The organism is Cupriavidus agavae, assembly GCF_004217045.1.
In the GTDB taxonomy this organism is placed as follows: Bacteria; Pseudomonadota; Gammaproteobacteria; order Burkholderiales; family Burkholderiaceae; genus Cupriavidus; species Cupriavidus agavae.
Window position 1 is genome coordinate 24,940 of record NZ_SGXM01000013.1, and the last position, 18,878, is coordinate 43,817.

The window sequence follows — 18,878 nt, forward strand, 5'->3', positions numbered from 1 at the left end:
TGGGCGACACCGAGCCATTGGCGATCCACATCATGATGTCGTCTCTTCCTTGCTGGACGGCCGCAACGACGGCGGCTTCCTGCTCACGACTGAAATTGGCTGTCATTTATTGATGCTTGAAAAAAAGAAAATGCCCGCTTCCTTTCAGGAAACGGGCATAGGGTTAGTGAATGGCGCGGCCTATTGGAGCGACAGCGCAACAACATCAATGACGCCGTCGGCATTGTCCACCAGGTCTGGGGTCTGGGAAATAAAGTACTCCCGCTCATACCCGCCGACTCGCAGCACCTCGCGCTTCATCTTCATGAAGGCGCGCTTGCGGTCGGGATCCAGCGGGCCGTCCGCTTCATCGGTGAACAGCGTCTGGAAAGGCTGCTGCGCGTCCTGCGCCCGATAGAGGGCGATTCCGCGCGTCAGGCACTCATTGATCCAGACCTTCTGTCCGCCTGACATCACGCCGAAATCCTTCGTGGTGTCGGTGTCGGCGTCAATCACGTTGATGGAGAAGCCCTCGCGCAGTTCACCGCTGGCCAGCGCTGTCTGCGTCTGAATCGCGATGGTGAATCGGGGTCCATAGCAGGCCAGCAGCAACTCATTGACGATCTGCGTAATGGCGGGGCCCGCGTCATCGATGGACAACGCAATCACGCCATCGTTGCCCAGGCCTTTCGCGAGCAGCTTCCACTGTGCAATCTGATCAGACAGCGCCTGCGCCTTGGCCTCGAGCGCAGGCATGCCGGCGAGCTCAACGTCCAGACGCTCGCGCTCCGCCACAAACATGCTCTCCTGCCGAATCAGTGCTTCGATCCGGCCGGAGAAGGCCGCGACAGCCTCCCGGCTGGCTGCAATTTGGCGGTCCAACGTAGCCAGCATGCCGGTCACGTCCTCCGTAGCCAGCGTCGCTAACTCCCGACGCACCGCTTCAAGCTGGGATTGCACGTCCGCGATATCGCGCTTGTGGCGCTCAATGCGGGCCGCATCTTCCTCACTCAAAGCCGTCAGATCGCGGTCGACCTGCGCCAATCCTTCACGCGCAGCGTCCAACATCGGTTTCTTGGCAGCCATTGCCGCGAGCCGCTGCAAGAGCTGCTGATCACGCACGAGGTGCGCCTCCAAGGCGGATAGTGCCGCCCGAGCCGTAGCGCGTTCAGACATTGCGCTTTGCATAGCCTGCATGTGCTCCTGCTTCTTCCGATAGCTCTCGCGCAGTGCCTTGATAGATACGACCTGCTCACCGAGCTTTGCCTTGGCACTGCGAGCTTGCGCCAGCAGTGGACAGGTAGCGTGCATGGGATCATCGTGGCAAGGAACGGTGTCAATGACATCCGCTTGCAGCTTCAACGAATCGGCCAACTTCGCGCCAGCAACGCCTTGCTGTTCCAAGCCCTTGAGCTCCGTACTGAGCGCAGCGTGCTCGACTTGAACGGCATCGAGCTTCTCCACGAGCGCGCGCTGGCGCGCATTTTCATCCTGCCTCCGGCCAATGGCCAGTTGCACGATATCCCTCTCGCCCGCAGCTGCCTCAATGTCAGCGGCCTCCGCCAATACGACACGATGGCCTGCCGCCTGCCGATCCAGATCGCGCCGGCGTGTCATGACACGTCCGGCGGAGGCCTGTGCATCGTTGGACAGAGATGCCGCACGCTGGTCCAACTCGCCCTTGCGCTGGCTCAGTTCCCGCAACCGCGCTTCGGTACCGGCATTTGCGGCCTGCTTTGCCGCCAGAGTCGCGCGTTCCTGCAGGAGCTTGCTGCCCGTAGCAGTTTCAGCTTCCCGTGCATTGCGTTCGGCATCCAGACTCTCGCGCATTTGCCAGATCTCGCGAGCCACCACAGTCGCCCGGTCGCGCTTTCCCGTGAGGGTTAGCACGTCGCGCTGTAGGGTGTCGAGCGAGCGGGTAAGCAGCTTGGCGACCTCGCCTGCCTTCGCCGACAAGTCACGCAAATGATCGATCCCAAGCAGCTCGGCGAGCAGCTTCTTGATCTCGCCGGGCTGGTAGCTGGCGAGCGGCCGCCTGTTCTGGGCAGAAAATACGCTCGTGAAGAACGCCTCCGGAGACCCCAGGACAGCTTCGAGACACCGGTTGTAGGTATCCGCCTTGCCGTCCGACAGCGTGCCGTCCGCCAGTTGTAACGGCTTCCAGTCACCTGCGGCGTCCTTCTCGAACAAGTAGTACTCGGCCTTGCGGCTCTTACCAGGGTTGCGAAACGCGAATGCGGAACGGTATGTCTTGCCGCCGTACTCCCACTCCAGGTCCTTTTCTGCGCGCGGTGCGCAGAGATGATCCCAGTACGAGAATGCGTCGGCCGACATCTTGCTCGCGTGGCTCGGCATGATCGGAAACGGATGCAGATTGTCCATGATCGTGGTCTTCCCAGCCCCGTTGGGGCCGACAAGGGCGATCAGGCCGCCAGGCAGCGTCGACAGATCCAGCGTGACACTATCCCGATGCATGCCGTCGCGGATCCCGTGGAATCCTGTAAGCGTGAGCTTCAGTGGGCGCATTCGAATGTCTCCTGCGCATCAAAGGAATGGAGGTAGTCAGAGGGCATCTCCATGACGTTCTCGTCGTAGAGAGTCACATCTGCAACCGTGGCCCCTTCCTTTTCTAGCTTGCCCGAGACAGCGCGCTCGACGGATCGACGCGCATCTGCAAGCTGGGAGGCCGCCATTTTCATCACGGCAGCCCAGTCCTCATGTCCCGTCAGCGCACGAAGCTCGAGCGGGCTCCATTGCGACGCCAGGCCGTTCGAGAACGACCAGATCAGGTCTTGCAACTCCTTTGACGGCGCAACGGCGAAGAAGGTGTTCCCACCCGCCTCGCCCAATGCCATCACCAGCATGTAGTCGCGCTTGGCGATCACGGCTCCGCGGCCTGGACCGAACGGCTCATACATCATGCACTGTGTGAATCCGTGATCCTCGGCAAGGCGCTTGGCCATGTCCGAACGGTTGATAGCAGTCTCTTCGACGAAAAGCCAGTCAGGACCGGCGGGGTAGTAGATCATCTTGCACTCCTAAGTCGGGACGAAGTGCGCCCTGACGGGAAGCACCCGTCGGGTAGATTAGAAAAGATATGGATACTGCGGGATCGATGCGTCAGAGACGCGGGTGAAACCAGATTTCGACAGCCACGAAGGCTGTCGGAACATGGCTTTCGCATGTTCTAGGGATTGGCGTATCGCTACGCAAAAAGATCGTCGGTGAGCCAGTTCATTGGTGCGGCTGCAGTCGAAACGGCTGTGGCGGGTTCGGATTCGGACACGGCAAGTATCGGCTCTGGCTCGGCGCTATCATCGTCGGCCCCCAAGTCTTCCAGCGTCGCAATGAATGGCAACACAGCAGATTCGTGCGTAACAGGGGCCGGCGTCCGCGCAAGGTCTGCCAGCACCTGATCGGCAATCGCCTGTGCATCGAGATTTTTCAGCATCGACAGGCTGTCCAGCAGCGGATTCGCATCGACGCCGGTCAGTTCGCACCATCGCCCCAGCTTGTCGGACAGGGTTGCGGCCCGACTGATGCCTTCGGCGCGGCTACGAACTGCTGGCAGCACGCGAGCCTCGAGCTTGAGCTCGGCACTGGCTGAGAAGAGCGCTTCGATGGCCTCACGGTCCACCAATTGCCGATGCTCCTCGTTCAAGGTCCAGCGTACGCGAACGTGCTTCTCTGCAGCGTCGGCGGCCATCTCTGCAAGCTTGGCCATGTCTGGCGGCCCGTCGAAGTCGATGCAGACGGTCTCACTCGCCGGCGTTTTCACTGGGGTGGCAACCGCCTGTCCCGGTGAAACCTGCCACTGCAGATACCCCTTCGTACCGATCTCGCCAAAGTGGAACCGCCCGATGGAGCCCGGATAGGCCACCACCCTGCCCTCGCGTTCCCACTGCTGGGTCCGATGGATGTGGCCCAACATGAAGGCGTCGCAGTGGGCATCGAAGAGTGCCCCGATAGTGAACTCGTGGTCGAGCCCGGCCATCGGCACGCCGTGCTCCGTCTGGCAACCGTTGACCGTACCGTGCGAAACACCGATGGTACGAACACCGAGCGCTCGCCAATGACGATTCCCAGCGCCCGCCGCCGCCAGATAGTCAGCCAAGTGGTCACCGATCGCCGTTGCAGCGTTCGCCACGCCGGCCGCGGCCGCCAACACCGCCTTGTTGACGGTGGGCACGCAGGTGAACACGACGTCCGGCAGACCGTGCTGGGTCAGCAGTTCGTCTATTTCCGGCTCGTCGAAGATCGCGCCATCGCTCGGAAAGAATGCCTCGCCGATAAGCGCGACCTGGTGAATCCGATCGGCGACATACACAGGGCGGCGTGCGCCGATCAGCCGGAACAGATCCAGCGTGCCGGGAGGCTCGTGACTGAATGTCCCCTGAAGCATCAGTACGGGCATGTGTACCGACAGCTCGTGAATGCGGCGCCCCAGCGCGGAGAGCGCGGGCGTGTGGGCATCGAGCCGATGATCGGTCGAATCGCCAGACACCACAGCCACCTGGCAGCGACTTGCGATCGCGTCCTCTACAGCGAAGCCAAAACAACGATCCGCCTCGGCCAGATGACCGGGGGAGTAGTGCAAATCAGAGAAATGCGCAGCCAACAGGCTTCCGCCATCGTTGAGCATTTTGGAACCTCCAAGGGAATGTGCCGGCATGCGGCAAGAAAGAAGAAAGGGAAGCCCATGGGCTTCCCTCAACTGCCGGCACAAGGCTGGCGAAAGTTACGTAGCGACGTCGGCGGCGATGGCGGCCACCTGCTCACGGAATGCCATCGGATTGGCCAGCGCAGTGCGAAGTTCGGCCAAGAGCCGCCGCACATCCTGATCCCGCTTGGACCAGCCACGCCCGAAGGTCGCCGCTGCAAAAGCTTTCAGTTGGCGTGTGCCATCCTCGCTATTGAGCCCAAGGCGCTTCACGAGATCGAGATACTCGCTCTCCAGGTCCTCAGTACCCACCGTGTCGGACGGAGGTATCGAACTTGCGGACTGAATTACCCCGATTTCCGACGTATCGGTCTGCGGCGCTCCGATAGTGCCGTCATCGGCTGAGCCATGCTCGAGTCGGACCTCCCTGCCCCCTTCCAGCATGGAAACGGCCTGTTCTGCCATCTCCAATGCCGGCGGGTGCCGGTCCGAGCCATCAAGCAATGCTGCGATATCGATTTCAGCGTCCAGCGTGATCAGCCACTGCATTTGGCGCACCGGCTTTCCTGTGTCGTCGATGCGGCTGATCTCAAGCTCTTGCTTGGACATCCAGAACTTGGCGCCTACGAGCCGGCCTCGCGCCATCGCCACGGTCTGCATGGCGGCGTGGGCCTTTTGCAGGACGTAGATTGAGGTGGTTGGCATCTCGATGAGCCCGAGTCCGGAGACATGCGGAATCGCGAAGAAGAAGCTCGCTGACAGGTTGCAATGGCCGCCTTGGTACTGGGGACATTCCTGCGGATCGCACAATCCATCCTGAATATCATTGTCCTGCCTCAGGATGACGGTACGACCGCCCCACGTGCGCTTGGCACGATTGGCGCGCTCGTCGCGCACCGGAGGCGCGTACAACTTGCAGTAGCGCCTGCCGTCACGGCCATATTCCGAGAAGTACTGCCTGCCGCTCTTCGTCCAGGCCACGAGTTGGTTGGGCATGTTGCTCAGCCAATCATCGAAAGCAAAGACCACGGGGAAGCGCCAGAGACGGTGCCCCTGGCCATCGTTGCGGTCCTCGCCGTAGCGCTGCACGATGTCTTCGGCTAGCGCCGGGTTGGCGAAGTCGGAGGCGCGGCAGGTGAACCAGGGAACGTTCTTCGGCACGAGCGGTGTCTTGATACCGGTCGCCCGGGTGATCTCGGTCTCGATGCGCTCGAAGCTATCTCCTCGGGCCAAGCCAGCATCGTGGATCTTCACGGCCTGGGGCTTGTCGCGCGCAGCCTTGGTCAGGACCTTGATGCCGGGCCGGATCTTCCCGATGATGGGCGGCCGCATGGGCCGCTCTTCTAGCAGGCTTCGGCGCCCGCCAGGCTCGCTGTAGGTGATGGGTGCATGCATTCTTTCTTTCTCCTGTCGAGGAAACGAACGACGTTGGCCCGGATGGACGCAGCATGCTCCCGAAGGCGCAAGGCTGTGTCTGCCCCGCGCTGGGTCGTTACTGAATTGAGGAAGCTCGCTCTCGCGGCCTCCGGAAGACTGGCGACATGAGCCGCCTCACAAAGTGCTCGCCAAGCCTGCGGCATGTCCCGGTACTTGGAACGCCGCAGGTTCAGCGTTGCCGCGATGGCGGCAGAAATCTCGGCGTTCTGATGGTGCACGATTGCTCCTGGAATCGAGGTCTCTCATCCAGAAACGAAAAAAAGCCCGCCCCGGGTGTGCGCCGGCAGCGAGCTTTAGTGACAGGAACCCGAAATGCCACGCCCCTTCCGGGGGCGTGGCACTCAGGGAGCGGCGCACTTCTGTGCGCGGCTCATTGTTGAGGACGTAAAGTCGCCCTCGTGCAGCATGGTCACGCTGCACAACAACCCTTTTCGCGAACCCACAGGTTCGGCCGCAGGTTCACGGATCGGCTCGACGTCTGCCGTTCTGCCTAGGAGGGGGCCTTGAGAGAGCTCCACATGGTCCCAGGCTCGAACGGTGTCCAGCGTGCGCTCATGAAGAGGCACAGCGAGGAACGCGTATTACGAGCTGATGAGGGGAAGTGTTCGGCGAAAACACTTAGCACAAGAGATATCCACACTGGTAGCCAACCAGTCGGTGCGTGCGCAAATGCACGACTTGAACAAAGAGATGGACTCGCCAGGAGTCAGGGTCGATGCGTCAGTGACGCTAGGTGTGAAAGCATTGTTGCACGAGACATTCTTTCAAAACTGACGAATGCTCGGCTATTCTGCGTAGCTTTCAAAATCAACTGTGTCCGATTGTGTCCGACAATTTCGGCTGAGAGAGCATTCCTAGACATGGACACATGGCCGATCAAGATCCACCCAAGAAGCCCAGTTCGGGCCTCAGGCCCATCGAGCGCCTGAACAGCGAGGAGCGCCTTAGCCGGCTGACACCGGCGACCGCGACTGCCACCCACCACGAATACTGCTCGAAGTTCGCCCGAGACTTTCTCGATGCGCATTTCTACTACTGTTCGTCGAAGTTCGTAGTCGCCCGTGGTGGCAAGGTCAAGGCGCTGGACGAAGCATTCCGCGAGGCGGAGAGCTGGTTCTCCAAAGCTCTGGATTGGATCGCGGCAACGGAGAAGATCGAGATTCCTCTGTTCTATGAGAGCCGCGAGGTACAGGTCTCCCATTCTTTTGCGGGGCGACTGCTGCGACTGCTGATGCAGTACGACAGGATCTTCGCCGAAACGCTCTACAGCCTCAACTGCGGCTCGATCACCGCCGATTCGCGCGAGACCACGACCGTGATCGCTGCCAAGCGGATCAAGTCGATCCAGCAACTCTGCATCCCCGACACCGACAAGTTTGCCCCAGACGGCACCCTCCTAAACTCTTCCCGGAGCCAGACCCATGGACATGCGTGAAATCGAGCAACTCCATGCTCAGTACGCCCAACCTGCCCTCACCATCGACATTTCGCCCTCTCCGGCAATCGCCTCTCCCTCGCCTCTGCGTTTGGGCAATGCAACGGATGCGGTACAACTGCCTTCACCGGCCGGTTGGGTGACGAGCCTGCGGGCGCTGTGGGCCGTGGTGTTCGCCGTGGGCGCTGCAGCCATGTTCCTCATTGGCAGCTCGATGGGCAAGCGCGAGGTCAGATCCCAGAATGCGGCCGCGGCGACTCCGGCGACAGCAGCCACCGCGCCCGCGGCTAGCGAGGCTCTCGCTGCAGCGCAGCCGCATGAGTGGCCACAGCGCAGCAACGTCGGCGCACCAGTGACTGCCCAGCAACCCGCTGCGGAGATTGAAGCGCCTGCTTCGGCCACCCAAGCGCCGAGAATCGCCCTGCCCAAGTCAGAAGCAGCGAAGCCGGCGCTCTCTGCAGCGCCTCCGACAGCGGCGCCGACGACGGCCGCGAAGCCGGTGACCAACGCCGCGCCGCGCGCTGCCACTTCCCAGCAACCCGTTTCCAATCGCGACGTGAAACTGTTCTGAGACGACTGATGACCAGCACTCCTTCTTTCAGTGTCCTGCGCGCCGGCATGAGCATCCACGGCGATCTCGTGTCGGAAGACGGTTTCACCTGCCTCGCGCTTGTGACCGGCAACGTGAGAGCGAGCCACGGCCTCCTGCACATTGGCCGGGGCGGCGTTGTGCACGGCGATGTCGAGGGCGAACATATCATCATCGACGGCACCGTCGAGGGTGACGTGAAGAGCCGCGCTTCGCTGAAGATTAATGGCCGCGTGAAAGGCCGCATCTTCTATGCCGGCACGATTCGCCTGGGCGAGAGCGTCACGCTCGAAGGCAGTTCGATCACCCGTGTCCAGGCTGTCGGATATGGTGGATCCCCACCAAAGGAGGATGCGGCGGCAATCCACATCAATGAGCCAGAGGCAACCGCGCCAACCTGAGTAGGAACATGTTCCTTTCAAACAGTGCGAAAGCTACGGTTCCCGACCGCTCTTTCAAAAGCAGAATGCTCGGCGTTGCCGGGCATTTTGTTCAGTAGACGCGTCGCAGCGACATGAGATCGGCTTGCGTAAAGACCTTGGGGAAGGCCACCCAAGGGAAATCAAACGCGTTGGCGGTGTCCCGGAAGGACACGTAGGGAAGCTCGTGATCCAGTTGAACTCGGAAGGGTCTTCGCAGGCGGTCTCTTGTCCTCACTTCATAGACGACACCATGTATCAGGTCAAATACAACCGCGCCTTGCTTGTATGTATGTGAACTGCCCGGTTCAAGGTACCGAAGCTCCAGCCATGTGTCATAGGTAGCGGTCGTCTCGCCATCGCGAATCTGAGCCCGCCACTGATCAAATAGGCCGGTGAAGCGCTCCTTATCGAAGCGCGCAACGTCAAGGGCTTGTGGTCGCATGAGCTGGTCCTGCGCTCGCTGCACCCTACTCCCGGTCCGATGGCAGGCGTACTGCTCCGGCAGCCTTGCAGTGGTTGGCTCGCTCTCGCGGAACAACCAGCGGGGGTAACGAGAATAGAAATCAGTTGAGTACATGGCAGCGAGCAAAAGAAAAAAGCCCCGGGGGTGAGCCGGGGCTTTAAGACCAAAAACGACACTCCAGCACCAGACAACGGCACCGGAGCGGATCGCTTAAGGGCGTATGGAGGAATCGTTCAAGATTGCTTGCACTAGGCAAGGTCTTGTGTGAGTTCAAGCGCGGCATCCCAGGCACGCTGCTTGAGCACCGCGCCGGCACCGAACCAAGCCGAGTCCAGACGATTTCCCGGATTGCGGGCACGCTGCTGGTGGTCGACATACTCGGTGACGCTATTCACCAACCCCCACGCCGTCCCGGATGCGGATTCGAGCGACGCGCCGCGGCCCGCACCTTCAAAGAGATTGAGCACGGACTTCAGCCCCCGCTCGTTCACGCGCGCAGGCGAATCGCCACCCTCCTTCGGCAGCGCGTAGGCGAAGATGCGCTGGAAGAAGCGTTCCGATTCGGCTTGGCTAACCTTGCGGGCGGCGAGCTCGTGCATGTTGGCCATGAAGCCGTCCCAGGACGAGATCGCGATGCCAAGTTCATCCTTCACGGCACGCGGATCGAACTGGCTGCGATGCGGCACCTTGACGGCACCACGGTTGCGACCCAGCGCGATCTGCAACGTGTTGTTGCACACCACACGCACGGACGTGAACTGGGCCGTCGTTGCCAGCGTGCCGTCACAGGCGGTCGCCAGCAGCAGGTAGCCACGGACATGATCGCCACCCTTGAGGGTTGCAGACTGGCCGGTGCGCGCGAGCGCCCACAGTTTGCGTCCCTCCTTGAGCACACCAGCCGTCTCCAGTTGGTAGCCGCCGACCTGAACCAGGTCGCGGTAGAACTCCAGGATCTCGGCGGGTTGGACGACTTGATAACGCTGGGAGACCGTCGACAGCGGCTTACCATTGTCCGAGCGGTACAGCACCTTCTGCTCCGGAAACGACTGGATCGGGTCGAGATCGTGAGAACCGACGCGATACATCACGTTGGTCTCTTCGATGCGCCAGTTCATGCCGGCAGCCTCCGCCCAGACTTCGAGCGGCTGATGCTCTGCCAGACGGTTTCCCAGGCCGTGCCAGGGGGTTGCGCCGGTGTATGCCATGGTTTGAACGAGATGGGACATGAGAATGCTCCTTAAGGACAAGGCGAACGACAGCGTGCGCTGAGGTTCGCAATGGATTCGAAATGAAATGGGGAGAGAAAAAGCGACGACCGCAAGAAGGCACGGTCGTTGAGAAGAGACGCTTGCTAGTCGCCGCCTATGGCGCGAAAAGGCAAGCGCCAGGGGGCTACAGCAAGGTTTGGTTCATGGAGATCGGGTGATGCCCATGAGCCGACCCGACAGGGAGCGGTCCCTGTGGGCGGTGGATAGAGATGGCCGGCATGCCGGCATTGGGGTCGATGCGTCCAGGACGCGGGTAAAACTTGCTTTGGACTGAATGTGTCAGTGCGAACCAAGCTCTATCGGTAGGGTAAGGCTAGCGCGGATCTGGTGATCGTTGCGTGGGAAAACTCCAGCTTCGAGCCGCTGATTCGAGAAAAGCCCCCCAGGCCGATACCGGCCGGGGGTGAACCAATCAAGCAGCCTCCGCGATGGCACCTTGCGACAGGCGCGCACGCGCGTAGTCGAGCGTGCCATCCTTGGCGCGAAGCGGACGCGAGACGCGCTTGACGGGATCGTGGATCCAGTAGCGCTTCGCACTGCCCCGCTGCTCGTCCAGCAGCTGCGAGAAGCCTGCGTCGATACAGAAGTCGACGTACTCGCGACCATTCATGGCCTGCCCCGTCTCGAGCCGATAGGTGGTCCCCTCGGCGCGCGACTTGGCTTCGGCAATGACGCGTTCGGCACGCTGACGAGCCTTTGCATCGGCCTCCTGCGTTTCCCATTCGGCCTGCTCGGCCTCGGAGAACCCGCACAGATCGAACAGCTGACGTCGCCGTACGGCCGCCGTGCATTGCAGGACGTCAATACCGAGTTCGTCACGCAGAGCGCGCTTGGACTCCGTGTTCCAGTCCTTGGGGCTGTCGAAGATATGGAGAACCACCGCAACGTTGCGTTCCAGAACGGCCAGCGCGACGCGGTTGGCCCAGTCGAACCCATACGCGAGGCGTTGAGCCGCCGCCGCTTTGGTCTGCCAGTCAAACTCCCGCTGGCTGATCTGCAATGCCGCGCGATCGACTTCGGCCTTGTGCACGGCTTCCTTGTAACTACGATCGGCAATGAGAGTGTGAATTCTCGCTGCCAGCGGGGTGGCCGGCTGTGCGGGCTCTGCTGCAACGGCCTTGGACGTCGAAAGCGTTCGCGATGGCAGGACGCCCGCCGCGTACAGCGCGTCGTCGACGTGGACGTAGTTGCCGTCTTCGGGCACATTGCGCAACGCCGCGAGCAGCTTGCCCGCGTTGTACGAGGTGATCTCGAGCTTCTCGGCGCGCATGGTCTGGCAGAGCGCTTGCAACACGCTGGGTGACAATGCGCCGCGCAGCGCCGGCACCTCGATTAGCGGTCGCATCCACGGCTCGGAGCGCGCGTAGTGCGGGTGATCGCGATAGGTGTTGATGATGCATTCGCGCAGCTTGTCGCCACGCAGCAATGCATAGGCCACATGGACTTCGTGCCGACAATTCGGAGGCGCGCTCGGGCGGTACAGCGGCCCGTTCGTGCCATAGCCGAAGCGCCGGACGAACTCACCGCAGACGAACTGTGTGACGTCGAAAGGCCCCTGCTCTTCGAAAAGATCCACGGTCTCGAATAGCGGGCCGGCATCGTTGCCCGACATGTCGATGGCTTCTTCGGGAAAGTACGCCAGGCGGCCAGCGGCCACCACGGCGCCCCACGCTGCGCGGCTCATCTCGTGCGGACGCAGAACTTTGCCGCCCACACGCACGATGAAGCGATCGACCTCATCCAGTACCAGAGTAAGGATCGCCCGTCGAGTGCCTGGCGGACGAACAGCGAACTTGCCGGTTGCCAACCGCTCAACGGGAATCGTGCCCCGTTCGACATGGCGTACGGCAATGTCTTCAACGCGGGGCAGGACTTTGCCGTCACGCTCGTCGTTCAGGTATTGAAGCACGCCGGCCAGCGTCGTGCGATGCTCGGCGCGTTCGCCGATGTGGATGACATACATGGGTGGCTCCGATACGGAGCATGCCCCATCGGGGACATGCCCCGAGAGGGTTGGAAGAGATCCGGACCCACCGCCGTGCGGGCTGGGCCCGCTTAGGGTTCGAAGAGAATGCTCAGGCAATGGCCGCCATGCGCCGCGCCGGTCTGCCACGGCTGGCCACGACTCGTGCTGCGGCGATCTGCGACAGCAAGTCGGCATCGAGAATGCGCCAGACTTCGCCACGGCCCATGCCGACTTGGTTCCAGCGTCCGGTTGGCACAAACTTGCCAGTGGCAAGAAGGGCCGCCTTCAGATCTTGCGGCAGATTCCAGTCGGCCGAGACAAGGATCTCGTCATCGGCCAGCGCGGCGTCGGGCAGATTGACCGACAAGACACCGTAAGGCATCTCGTCGTCGGCGCAGACCAGCGAGATGGCTGCACGAAGGTTTGTGGAATAGACGCTGGCACGAAGCAGTACGCCAGCGGGATAGCTGGCCAGGCCTGCGCCATAAATTTGATCCATCGGGATACTCCTTTGGTGGGGAGACGTCCCGACGGGACGGCGCCCGTGTGGGAGGAAAAACGAAAAAACGCACCCTGAGGTGCCTTCAAGCGGTGAGCCGACGAATCGGCTCCTGAGAAGGGATTGCCTCAGCCGTTGCGGTCGAGATCCTCGAGCATGCGCTGGCGATCGGCATTGCGTTGAACCCACATGCCGAACGCGGCCAAACACAAGGCAAAACCAAGAACAAATGGTCCAAACATCCTTTTCTCCTTTCGCCAAGACTGCTCCTAGCGCAAATAGTACAGCAGCACCGAGGAGTAGGCACGCCGCGTTAATCACGACTGTTGCATTGATCGATTGCACGCCGGCAACGTATCCAGCGCAGCCAACGGAGCAGGCCGCGGATAGCGTATGGTAATAGCGACCATATGCCTGCATCTGGTCCTTGGTTGGGTTAGTAAGGGCGTCGGCCAACCGACTGAGCCAACCGTCGCCGGTGGCATGCTCGGTGTCGAGCCGATACACAGCGTCCTCCATGTGCACCAGCGGAACGGAACTGCCCCTTTGATGGGCCACGAGGGCATATCCCTCTCCGGCATCAACCGCAGTTGTGACACGTACCGCCATCCGCTTGGGAAGCTCGACAGTGTCATCCTTATGCAGCGTGGCAAACGCTGTGGTTTCTTCTCCGGAAGTGGATTTGAACGTAACCTTAATCAGTTGACTCATGGCGTCTTCCTTTCAACCACGACGCCCCGCCACCACGCGAAGCGTGGCGACGAGAGTTGCGTAGCCCTGGTCGCTGGACAACGATTCGACGGCGACAGCGTTCTCGCGGCCACCGGTCCAATCGTCACGGTTGCGACAAGTCCGATAAGACATGAGCACGCCGCCTTCCGCGCCGGCGGGATGCTTGATCTCCACGAGCAACGAGTCGGTATGCAGCGCGAACACGTCGACCTCGCGGCGACGCTGACGATGCTCCCGGATCGTGAAATCACGTGGGCGCAACGCCATGTCTCCGGCAACGCGGCGCAGCACGCGGCAAGCATCACGACGGATCGCCTGGCATGCCGCGGTGTTGGTCGACGGATGTCGACGGGCAAAAGATTTGGGGATTTTCATGGATATCCTTGATAAGGACGGGACATCCTTCCCCAAAGGGACGATTGTCCCAGCTGGGTTGGTGGTCCGGACATGCCGGACAGGGTCGATGCGTCAGAGACGCGGGTAAAAGCGGCTTGCCGAAGCCCGGAGGCTTGGGCAAGCCCTTTCGGGCTTGCTAGAAGATGCCCCCCGCGAGGGGGGATGGTGAAAGGAAATGGGGATCCATCCGGATCCCGTTAGCGCGAGAGGCGATAGTTGCCCGCTGCGGCGACCAGGTACAGCTGCTCACCGGTGGTGAACTGCTGGTCAGCGTCCTGGGTGACGACGATCTGGCGGCCATCCTCCTTGCGGACAATGACCTCCACGCCGTTGCGGCGGTTCATGCGACTGGCAACCGCCTGGGCGGCCACGGACGACACGGTGCCGGACAGCGCGCCGGCAACATAACGACCATTGCCACCGCCGATGACTCGGGCGCCGAGCAGACCGCCGACAACGGCGCCCACGATGCCCGGGACGCCGCTGTTGGCCGACGTGTAGCCATCGCTGTCGACGATCGTGACCTGGCGGACGCGAACGACGGTAACGACTTCCACGGAGCCCGTGCGCAGCGCTTCCGAACTGCGATACGAATTCGGCGACGTCTGCTGAACAGCGCAGCCGGCAAACAGGGAGCAGGAGAGGAAAAGTGCGACGAAACGCTTGAACATGATGGCCTCGAACGAAAAAAGGGCCAACATGCCCACGGGCAGGAAGGCCCGTGGTGGGAGAGAAAAAGCTGTCCGGCTATCCAACCGGAAGTGTCGATGCGTCTGAGACGCGATAGGTGCCGAAATCTTAGCAGCGGAGGCGGCAATGATCAACCGGTTGATACGGCGGTTCCGGCACGCTTAGGTCAGGGCATCGAAATGGATCGCGCTTTCGGTCACGGTGATGCGAACCTGTTTGCAAGCCGAGTGCGCCAGCGCGCTGCGCAGGTGGGTCAACGGCAGGTGTTCGCCGAAGTCGTCGCCGCCAAATGCCAGGTAGGCGTTCTCGTAGAAGAGTGCATCCGTTCTCGGATCACAGCCGGCGAAATAGTAGAGGCACTGCTGCTCGGGCGCGGGCCCGGTGCTGAAGCCTACATAGGCACCGTGGTCCTTGGCGATGAAGAACGATTCGGACTTCGCCGCCTCGCAGAACGAGACGAGAGACTGGGCTTGGTGACGGGTAAGGGTGATTTGCGGCATGTGCGCTCCTGGGTGAAGAGGCACAGACCCGATGGGCTATGCCCCATTGGGTGAGAGAACTGATGTGCCTGATCCTAGGGATCAGATGACTACCAATCGAAGACCGGCAATCCGGCAAGGCGATCCGCGTCTGCGTCGAATTGCAAAAGCGTGATGCCCAGCGCCATGACATAGCGCAGCACAGTGGCGAGATCGTCAGGGATGGGCTTACTGTCCGGTGCATCCGGGTCGACCACACGCACGAAGCAGCCAGCATCGGTTGCCGCGAGGAACGGATAGCTGGTGAAACCGCAAGCCGTAGCCTGGGTCACATGAGCCGTGGAAAGGGAGAGGCAGAAGTCGATGGTCATACCGTAGCCGTTGAAAGGAGACGGGACTTTCCATCGCCCGGCCGGGGAAGGAAGCCCCGGTGGGAGTGGCCTGCAGCGGCAGGCTTGTCGATGCGTCAATGACGCGAGAGATGCGTAATGATAGCAGGACGCAAAAGAAAAAAGCCACTCCCGCGAAGGGAGTGGCTGGTTAAACGGATGGACGCGGATGGCGTTTGGCGCGAGCCTTGGCTATGCCCAGCTTGTAGCCAAATCGCTCCCACGCCGCCGGATCCAGCGGCAGCGCGCTGGTGCGCCCTGTCGCCAGGTTCACAAACGCGCCACAGTACTGGAGCGTACCGGTTCGGAACAGCGTCCACAGCAGGTTGTAAGCCTGTACGGCGATCGCCTGATTGATGACCAGCGACTGTTTCTGCAATGCGTCAGCCATCGAGCAGGACGGCGCGACGTCGGCCTTGTCTCCCTTCGGCTCCAGAAGCTCCGGATAGAGATCGCCGACGTGTGGCAACCGTTGCGCCGCCTTGCCGCGGACTTGGCCTAGTATGACCTGACCGCTATCCGCCTCGTTGCCGCAGTCCAGGTAGTAGCCGCCGGTGCCCCGCTTCATCGCGCCGACAATCGCCTTTCGGGCGCGCCGGGTATCGACGCAGCCGATCACCATATCGCAGACGAAACGGTCATCGCCCCCAACCTTCCGGGTCTGCGCTTCCCAGCGCGTACCCATTAGATTGTTAAGACGGTTCACGATCAGCGTGGCCTTGTACTGGCCCACGTCAACAGGATAGAAGCCTTGGCGGCCGACATTGGTCTCGCTGACGGTATCGTCATCGTAGACGGTGCAATCGATGCCGCCCGGGTGGCCGAGCTCCAGCATGGCGTGATGCAGCCTCGCCAGGTTGGGCAATAACGCGCTGCCGGTGCCACCTGCACCGACGACCGCCACCTTCCAGGCCCGGCTTGTCATGCTTGCGGGGATACGGTGCTCGAAGGTCATGCCAGCACCTCCTCGCGCGCCGCCGTGTACCACTCGTTCGGCACCCGTTCCACTGCCTCGAAGATCCCCTTGGCGCAAAGCCGCAGCGCCATCGAAGGCGCGTGGGCCGCGCAATTTCCGATCACAAACGCGAACTTCACGTCGTGGCGGTCATCCTCGTCATCGGTGGCAGAGAAGAAGGCCGGGTGATTGCCATGGGAATGGCAATCGACCACCACTACATCGCCATCGGCCAGTACCGGGCGCTGATACTTCAGGTGCCCGCCACTGTGCTCGAGGATACCGACCGATACCAGGCGAAACGCCCCGCTGGCGGCATTCCAGACGATCCACGCGCCCGTCTCCTTCGGATGGGCAGCGCGCGCCATGGCAGCAAACTCGCCGATCAACTCGCCAGGCACGCGGCCGCATTGCAGCTCCGTCTCTTCCGCCACATCGCCATAGGGAATCGGAGAGCGATGCTGGAAGGTTCCCAGCAGGCGTACAACGCGCAGCCAAGGCCGCACGATCTCCAGGAAGACGCCGTTGGCCGCGATGAGCAACCGCTCCCCGGGCCGCGCCATCGGCGCAAGCTGCCCGAAGCGCGGCACCATCACGGATGGAAACGACTGTTGCAGAGCAATGTCCGCAGGATGCATGTTACTTCTCCAGTTTGCCGGCGATCAGATCGGCCAGCGTGTTTTGCATGGGAACGAGGACTTGCTTCGGATAGTCGGTGAACTGACCATCGAGCATGTCCTGCCAGAAGGCGTACTCGCCGCGCTCGTAGGCAAGACGCTTGCCCCCGTGATTGGGATGGGTAAATGCCGACTTGAAGAAGCTGGCCTCCCACCCGTCGATGGATGCCACGTCGATCTGCTTGGGCACGTGAGCCGAGCCGATGCAGATTTTCCCGTGGTCCCAAGTGTTGAAGTACGGTGGCTCGAACAACGCCGAGTCCGGTACCGGCCGATCGTCGCCTTGCAATGCGAAGACGGCGAAACCGGCGTGCGACGCCTGAAAGACCAGTCCCGGGTGAGGTACCACCGCTGTGCGCTTGCCCAACTCCTTGCAGGAGAAGAACACTCGCCGCATCGCGGGTGGGCACCACCAAGTCACGGCGCTTGGGCTGATAGACAGAACGCTCGCCGGAAGAAACTCCCCCTTTGGCAGCGCATTCTGTGCAACCTCGCGCACGGCATGGATGAGCGCCATGCGATTGAGGGGCACGCCGGCGCCGATCACCGGGCGACCAGAGTCGTCCGGTTCGACACGATGGGCCGTGGCGTACGAGAACGAGCCCGGGGCGGTGCCGTAAAGCAAAATGGCCCCCTGGAGGACCACGTCATGCGACCGCGATGCGGTCAGGATGCTGGCCATGTGGCCTCCTTTCTTAACTGAAATGCTCAAGCACGCGATCCAGTACCGCGATCAGCTTGAGGGTGTCATCGAGAACGGCGTACTGCGCCTGGATCGTTGCTGTCTTCCCGGCCAACGGGATGAAGCATTGGAAAAGCGTCGCCGAGCCACTGTTGTTGGCGCACTCGAAGTGATCGTCGAGCACTTCTCCAACGTAGTCGGTCTCCGCGTAGGCGATGGTCGCTGCGGAGTACGCTGGCTCTGCCCACTGAGCGTTGTGCAGCAACGTTGCCTTTCCCATCCGGCTGATCGCCAGATCGAGGTCTGCCAACGCGGTGCACAGGCTGCCACGCCAGTCGCTGGCACCAAGGCGGGCCAGTTCACGCAACTTGCGCCGGCTCAGTAGCGACAGGTTTCGGTCGCTCTGCGCCCATTGCCACCTGGGAAGCGTTTCATCGGGCGCCAGCAGCGGACGGACAACGGACGGCAGATATCGGTCGATATCCGGGTCGTCGCCGCCGTAGCGCTCCTTGAGGACCTCGCGGGCTTCGTCGTCATCGGTCAACGGTTCGAACTCCCAGTGCCACCGCGCGAACATGTCGAGCAGGTCGTCGGGCGTCCGGAGATGCAGCGACCTCGCTGTGGCAGCCCGAATCAGCTGAAAGGTCATGAAGACCAACGACGGATGCAGCGCGCGCATTGCCGCCGCGCGCTCCTCCGTCACCGTATAGACCGTCTCCTCCTCAAGGCGGATCCCCAGGTAGAGCGCCGACGTCTCTTGCATGTCGAAGCCAAACTCGGAGATCTCGGACTCGACAGCCTGATGGTCGATGAGGGCAAAGTCGAAACTAAGAACCTTTGTTGTCGGGACGCGTGGTGCGAGCCAGCCGTAGAACGCCTGAGCAAACGCGTCGCCGACGCCAGCGGGATTCGATACGTGTTTCGCATCGATGACGCCGGCGCGGAACTGCGCGATGACGAGATCGTTGATGTCCCGCTCGTCGCCGAAGGTCAGTATCCCGCTTGCGGGGATGCTTGCGGAGACCGCAGGCAGGGTCAGAAAATCATGGGCAGGTCGACGTCCGGCAACGGAATGCTGTTGCGCAGGCGCCCAACCGGGTTGTCCTGCATCGAGCGCTGGAACAAACGACCGAGGGTCGAACAGCATCGTTGCGTCTCCT

The 18,878-nt window shown here is 61.7% G+C and carries 20 protein-coding genes; 3 read left to right on the forward strand and 17 right to left on the reverse strand.

The window, feature by feature from the left end; all coding sequences use genetic code 11:
- Nucleotides 1-180: 180 nt before the first annotated feature.
- The 5 genes from EV147_RS24970 to EV147_RS26540 all read right to left on the reverse strand — a co-directional run bounded on the left by EV147_RS24970 (nucleotide 181) and on the right by EV147_RS26540 (nucleotide 6,219).
- Nucleotides 181-2,505 (reverse strand): sbcc family protein, encoded by a 2,325-nt coding sequence (locus tag EV147_RS24970; protein WP_130393920.1) that lies wholly within the window; start codon nucleotides 2,503-2,505, stop codon nucleotides 181-183.
- Entirely contained in the window at nucleotides 2,493-3,008 is a 516-nt protein-coding gene (locus EV147_RS24975; protein WP_130393921.1) for a hypothetical protein, read from the reverse strand. The genes EV147_RS24970 and EV147_RS24975 overlap by 13 nt, the downstream gene beginning before the upstream one ends.
- A 176-nt stretch (nucleotides 3,009-3,184) precedes the next feature.
- Nucleotides 3,185-4,621 (reverse strand): metallophosphoesterase family protein, encoded by a 1,437-nt coding sequence (locus EV147_RS24980; RefSeq protein WP_130393922.1) that lies wholly within the window; start codon nucleotides 4,619-4,621, stop codon nucleotides 3,185-3,187.
- Nucleotides 4,622-4,717: 96 nt separating this feature from the next.
- Nucleotides 4,718-6,034: a recombination directionality factor gene (locus EV147_RS24985; RefSeq protein WP_407923288.1), complete on the reverse strand. Its 1,317-nt coding sequence runs from the start codon at nucleotides 6,032-6,034 to the stop codon at nucleotides 4,718-4,720.
- The gene (locus tag EV147_RS26540; RefSeq protein WP_456236671.1) at nucleotides 5,983-6,219 is read right to left on the reverse strand and encodes a DUF7696 family protein; all 237 of its coding nucleotides are present in this window, start codon (nucleotides 6,217-6,219) and stop codon (nucleotides 5,983-5,985) included. Before EV147_RS26540 ends, EV147_RS24985 begins: the two co-directional genes overlap by 52 nt.
- 725 nt (nucleotides 6,220-6,944) lie before the next feature.
- Between EV147_RS26540 and EV147_RS24995 the strand changes: the two genes are divergently transcribed.
- The 3 genes from EV147_RS24995 to EV147_RS25005 are packed head-to-tail and all read left to right on the forward strand — an operon-like array spanning nucleotide 6,945 to nucleotide 8,501.
- Entirely contained in the window at nucleotides 6,945-7,511 is a 567-nt protein-coding gene (locus EV147_RS24995; protein ID WP_130393925.1) for a hypothetical protein, read from the forward strand.
- Nucleotides 7,498-8,082, forward strand: coding sequence for a hypothetical protein (locus tag EV147_RS25000; RefSeq protein ID WP_130393926.1), 585 nt, complete (start codon nucleotides 7,498-7,500; stop codon nucleotides 8,080-8,082). Before EV147_RS24995 ends, EV147_RS25000 begins: the two co-directional genes overlap by 14 nt.
- Before the next feature lie 8 nt (nucleotides 8,083-8,090).
- The gene (locus EV147_RS25005) at nucleotides 8,091-8,501 is read left to right on the forward strand and encodes a bactofilin family protein (protein ID WP_130393927.1); all 411 of its coding nucleotides are present in this window, start codon (nucleotides 8,091-8,093) and stop codon (nucleotides 8,499-8,501) included.
- A gap of 91 nt (nucleotides 8,502-8,592) precedes the next feature.
- Here EV147_RS25005 and EV147_RS25010 read toward each other — a convergent pair whose 3' ends face one another.
- From EV147_RS25010 to EV147_RS25070, 12 genes are all read right to left on the reverse strand, one after another.
- Nucleotides 8,593-8,964, reverse strand: coding sequence for a hypothetical protein (locus tag EV147_RS25010; protein WP_235845006.1), 372 nt, complete (start codon nucleotides 8,962-8,964; stop codon nucleotides 8,593-8,595).
- 269 nt (nucleotides 8,965-9,233) lie between these two features.
- Nucleotides 9,234-10,211 carry a DUF932 domain-containing protein gene (locus EV147_RS25015; protein WP_130393929.1) on the reverse strand — a complete coding sequence of 326 codons (978 nt, stop codon included), beginning with the start codon at nucleotides 10,209-10,211 and terminating at the stop codon, nucleotides 9,234-9,236.
- Between the two features lie 454 nt (nucleotides 10,212-10,665).
- Nucleotides 10,666-12,216, reverse strand: coding sequence for a hypothetical protein (locus EV147_RS25020; RefSeq protein ID WP_130393930.1), 1,551 nt, complete (start codon nucleotides 12,214-12,216; stop codon nucleotides 10,666-10,668).
- A 112-nt stretch (nucleotides 12,217-12,328) separates the two neighbouring features.
- The gene (locus EV147_RS25025) at nucleotides 12,329-12,718 is read right to left on the reverse strand and encodes a hypothetical protein (protein ID WP_130393964.1); all 390 of its coding nucleotides are present in this window, start codon (nucleotides 12,716-12,718) and stop codon (nucleotides 12,329-12,331) included.
- A gap of 723 nt (nucleotides 12,719-13,441) precedes the next feature.
- Nucleotides 13,442-13,825 (reverse strand): hypothetical protein, encoded by a 384-nt coding sequence (locus EV147_RS25035; RefSeq protein WP_130393931.1) that lies wholly within the window; start codon nucleotides 13,823-13,825, stop codon nucleotides 13,442-13,444.
- A gap of 218 nt (nucleotides 13,826-14,043) precedes the next feature.
- A complete protein-coding gene (locus EV147_RS25040; RefSeq protein WP_235845009.1) occupies nucleotides 14,044-14,517 on the reverse strand; it encodes an outer membrane lipoprotein in 474 nt (157 codons plus the stop codon).
- A gap of 180 nt (nucleotides 14,518-14,697) precedes the next feature.
- Nucleotides 14,698-15,036 carry a DUF3085 domain-containing protein gene (locus EV147_RS25045; RefSeq protein WP_130393932.1) on the reverse strand — a complete coding sequence of 113 codons (339 nt, stop codon included), beginning with the start codon at nucleotides 15,034-15,036 and terminating at the stop codon, nucleotides 14,698-14,700.
- Nucleotides 15,037-15,125: 89 nt separating this feature from the next.
- On the reverse strand, nucleotides 15,126-15,386 hold the full coding sequence (locus EV147_RS25050; RefSeq protein ID WP_130393933.1) for a DUF5983 family protein: 261 nt from the start codon (nucleotides 15,384-15,386) through the stop codon (nucleotides 15,126-15,128).
- Between the two features lie 169 nt (nucleotides 15,387-15,555).
- A complete protein-coding gene (locus EV147_RS25055; RefSeq protein WP_130393934.1) occupies nucleotides 15,556-16,359 on the reverse strand; it encodes a PRTRC system ThiF family protein in 804 nt (267 codons plus the stop codon).
- Complete coding sequence (locus EV147_RS25060) at nucleotides 16,356-16,997, reverse strand: PRTRC system protein A (protein WP_130393935.1); 642 nt, start codon at nucleotides 16,995-16,997, stop codon at nucleotides 16,356-16,358. The genes EV147_RS25055 and EV147_RS25060 overlap by 4 nt, the downstream gene beginning before the upstream one ends.
- Nucleotide 16,998: 1 nt before the next feature.
- A complete protein-coding gene (locus EV147_RS25065; protein ID WP_130393936.1) occupies nucleotides 16,999-17,718 on the reverse strand; it encodes a PRTRC system protein B in 720 nt (239 codons plus the stop codon).
- 13 nt (nucleotides 17,719-17,731) lie between these two features.
- Nucleotides 17,732-18,865 carry a PRTRC system protein F gene (locus tag EV147_RS25070; protein ID WP_130393937.1) on the reverse strand — a complete coding sequence of 378 codons (1,134 nt, stop codon included), beginning with the start codon at nucleotides 18,863-18,865 and terminating at the stop codon, nucleotides 17,732-17,734.
- Nucleotides 18,866-18,878: the final 13 nt, after the last annotated feature.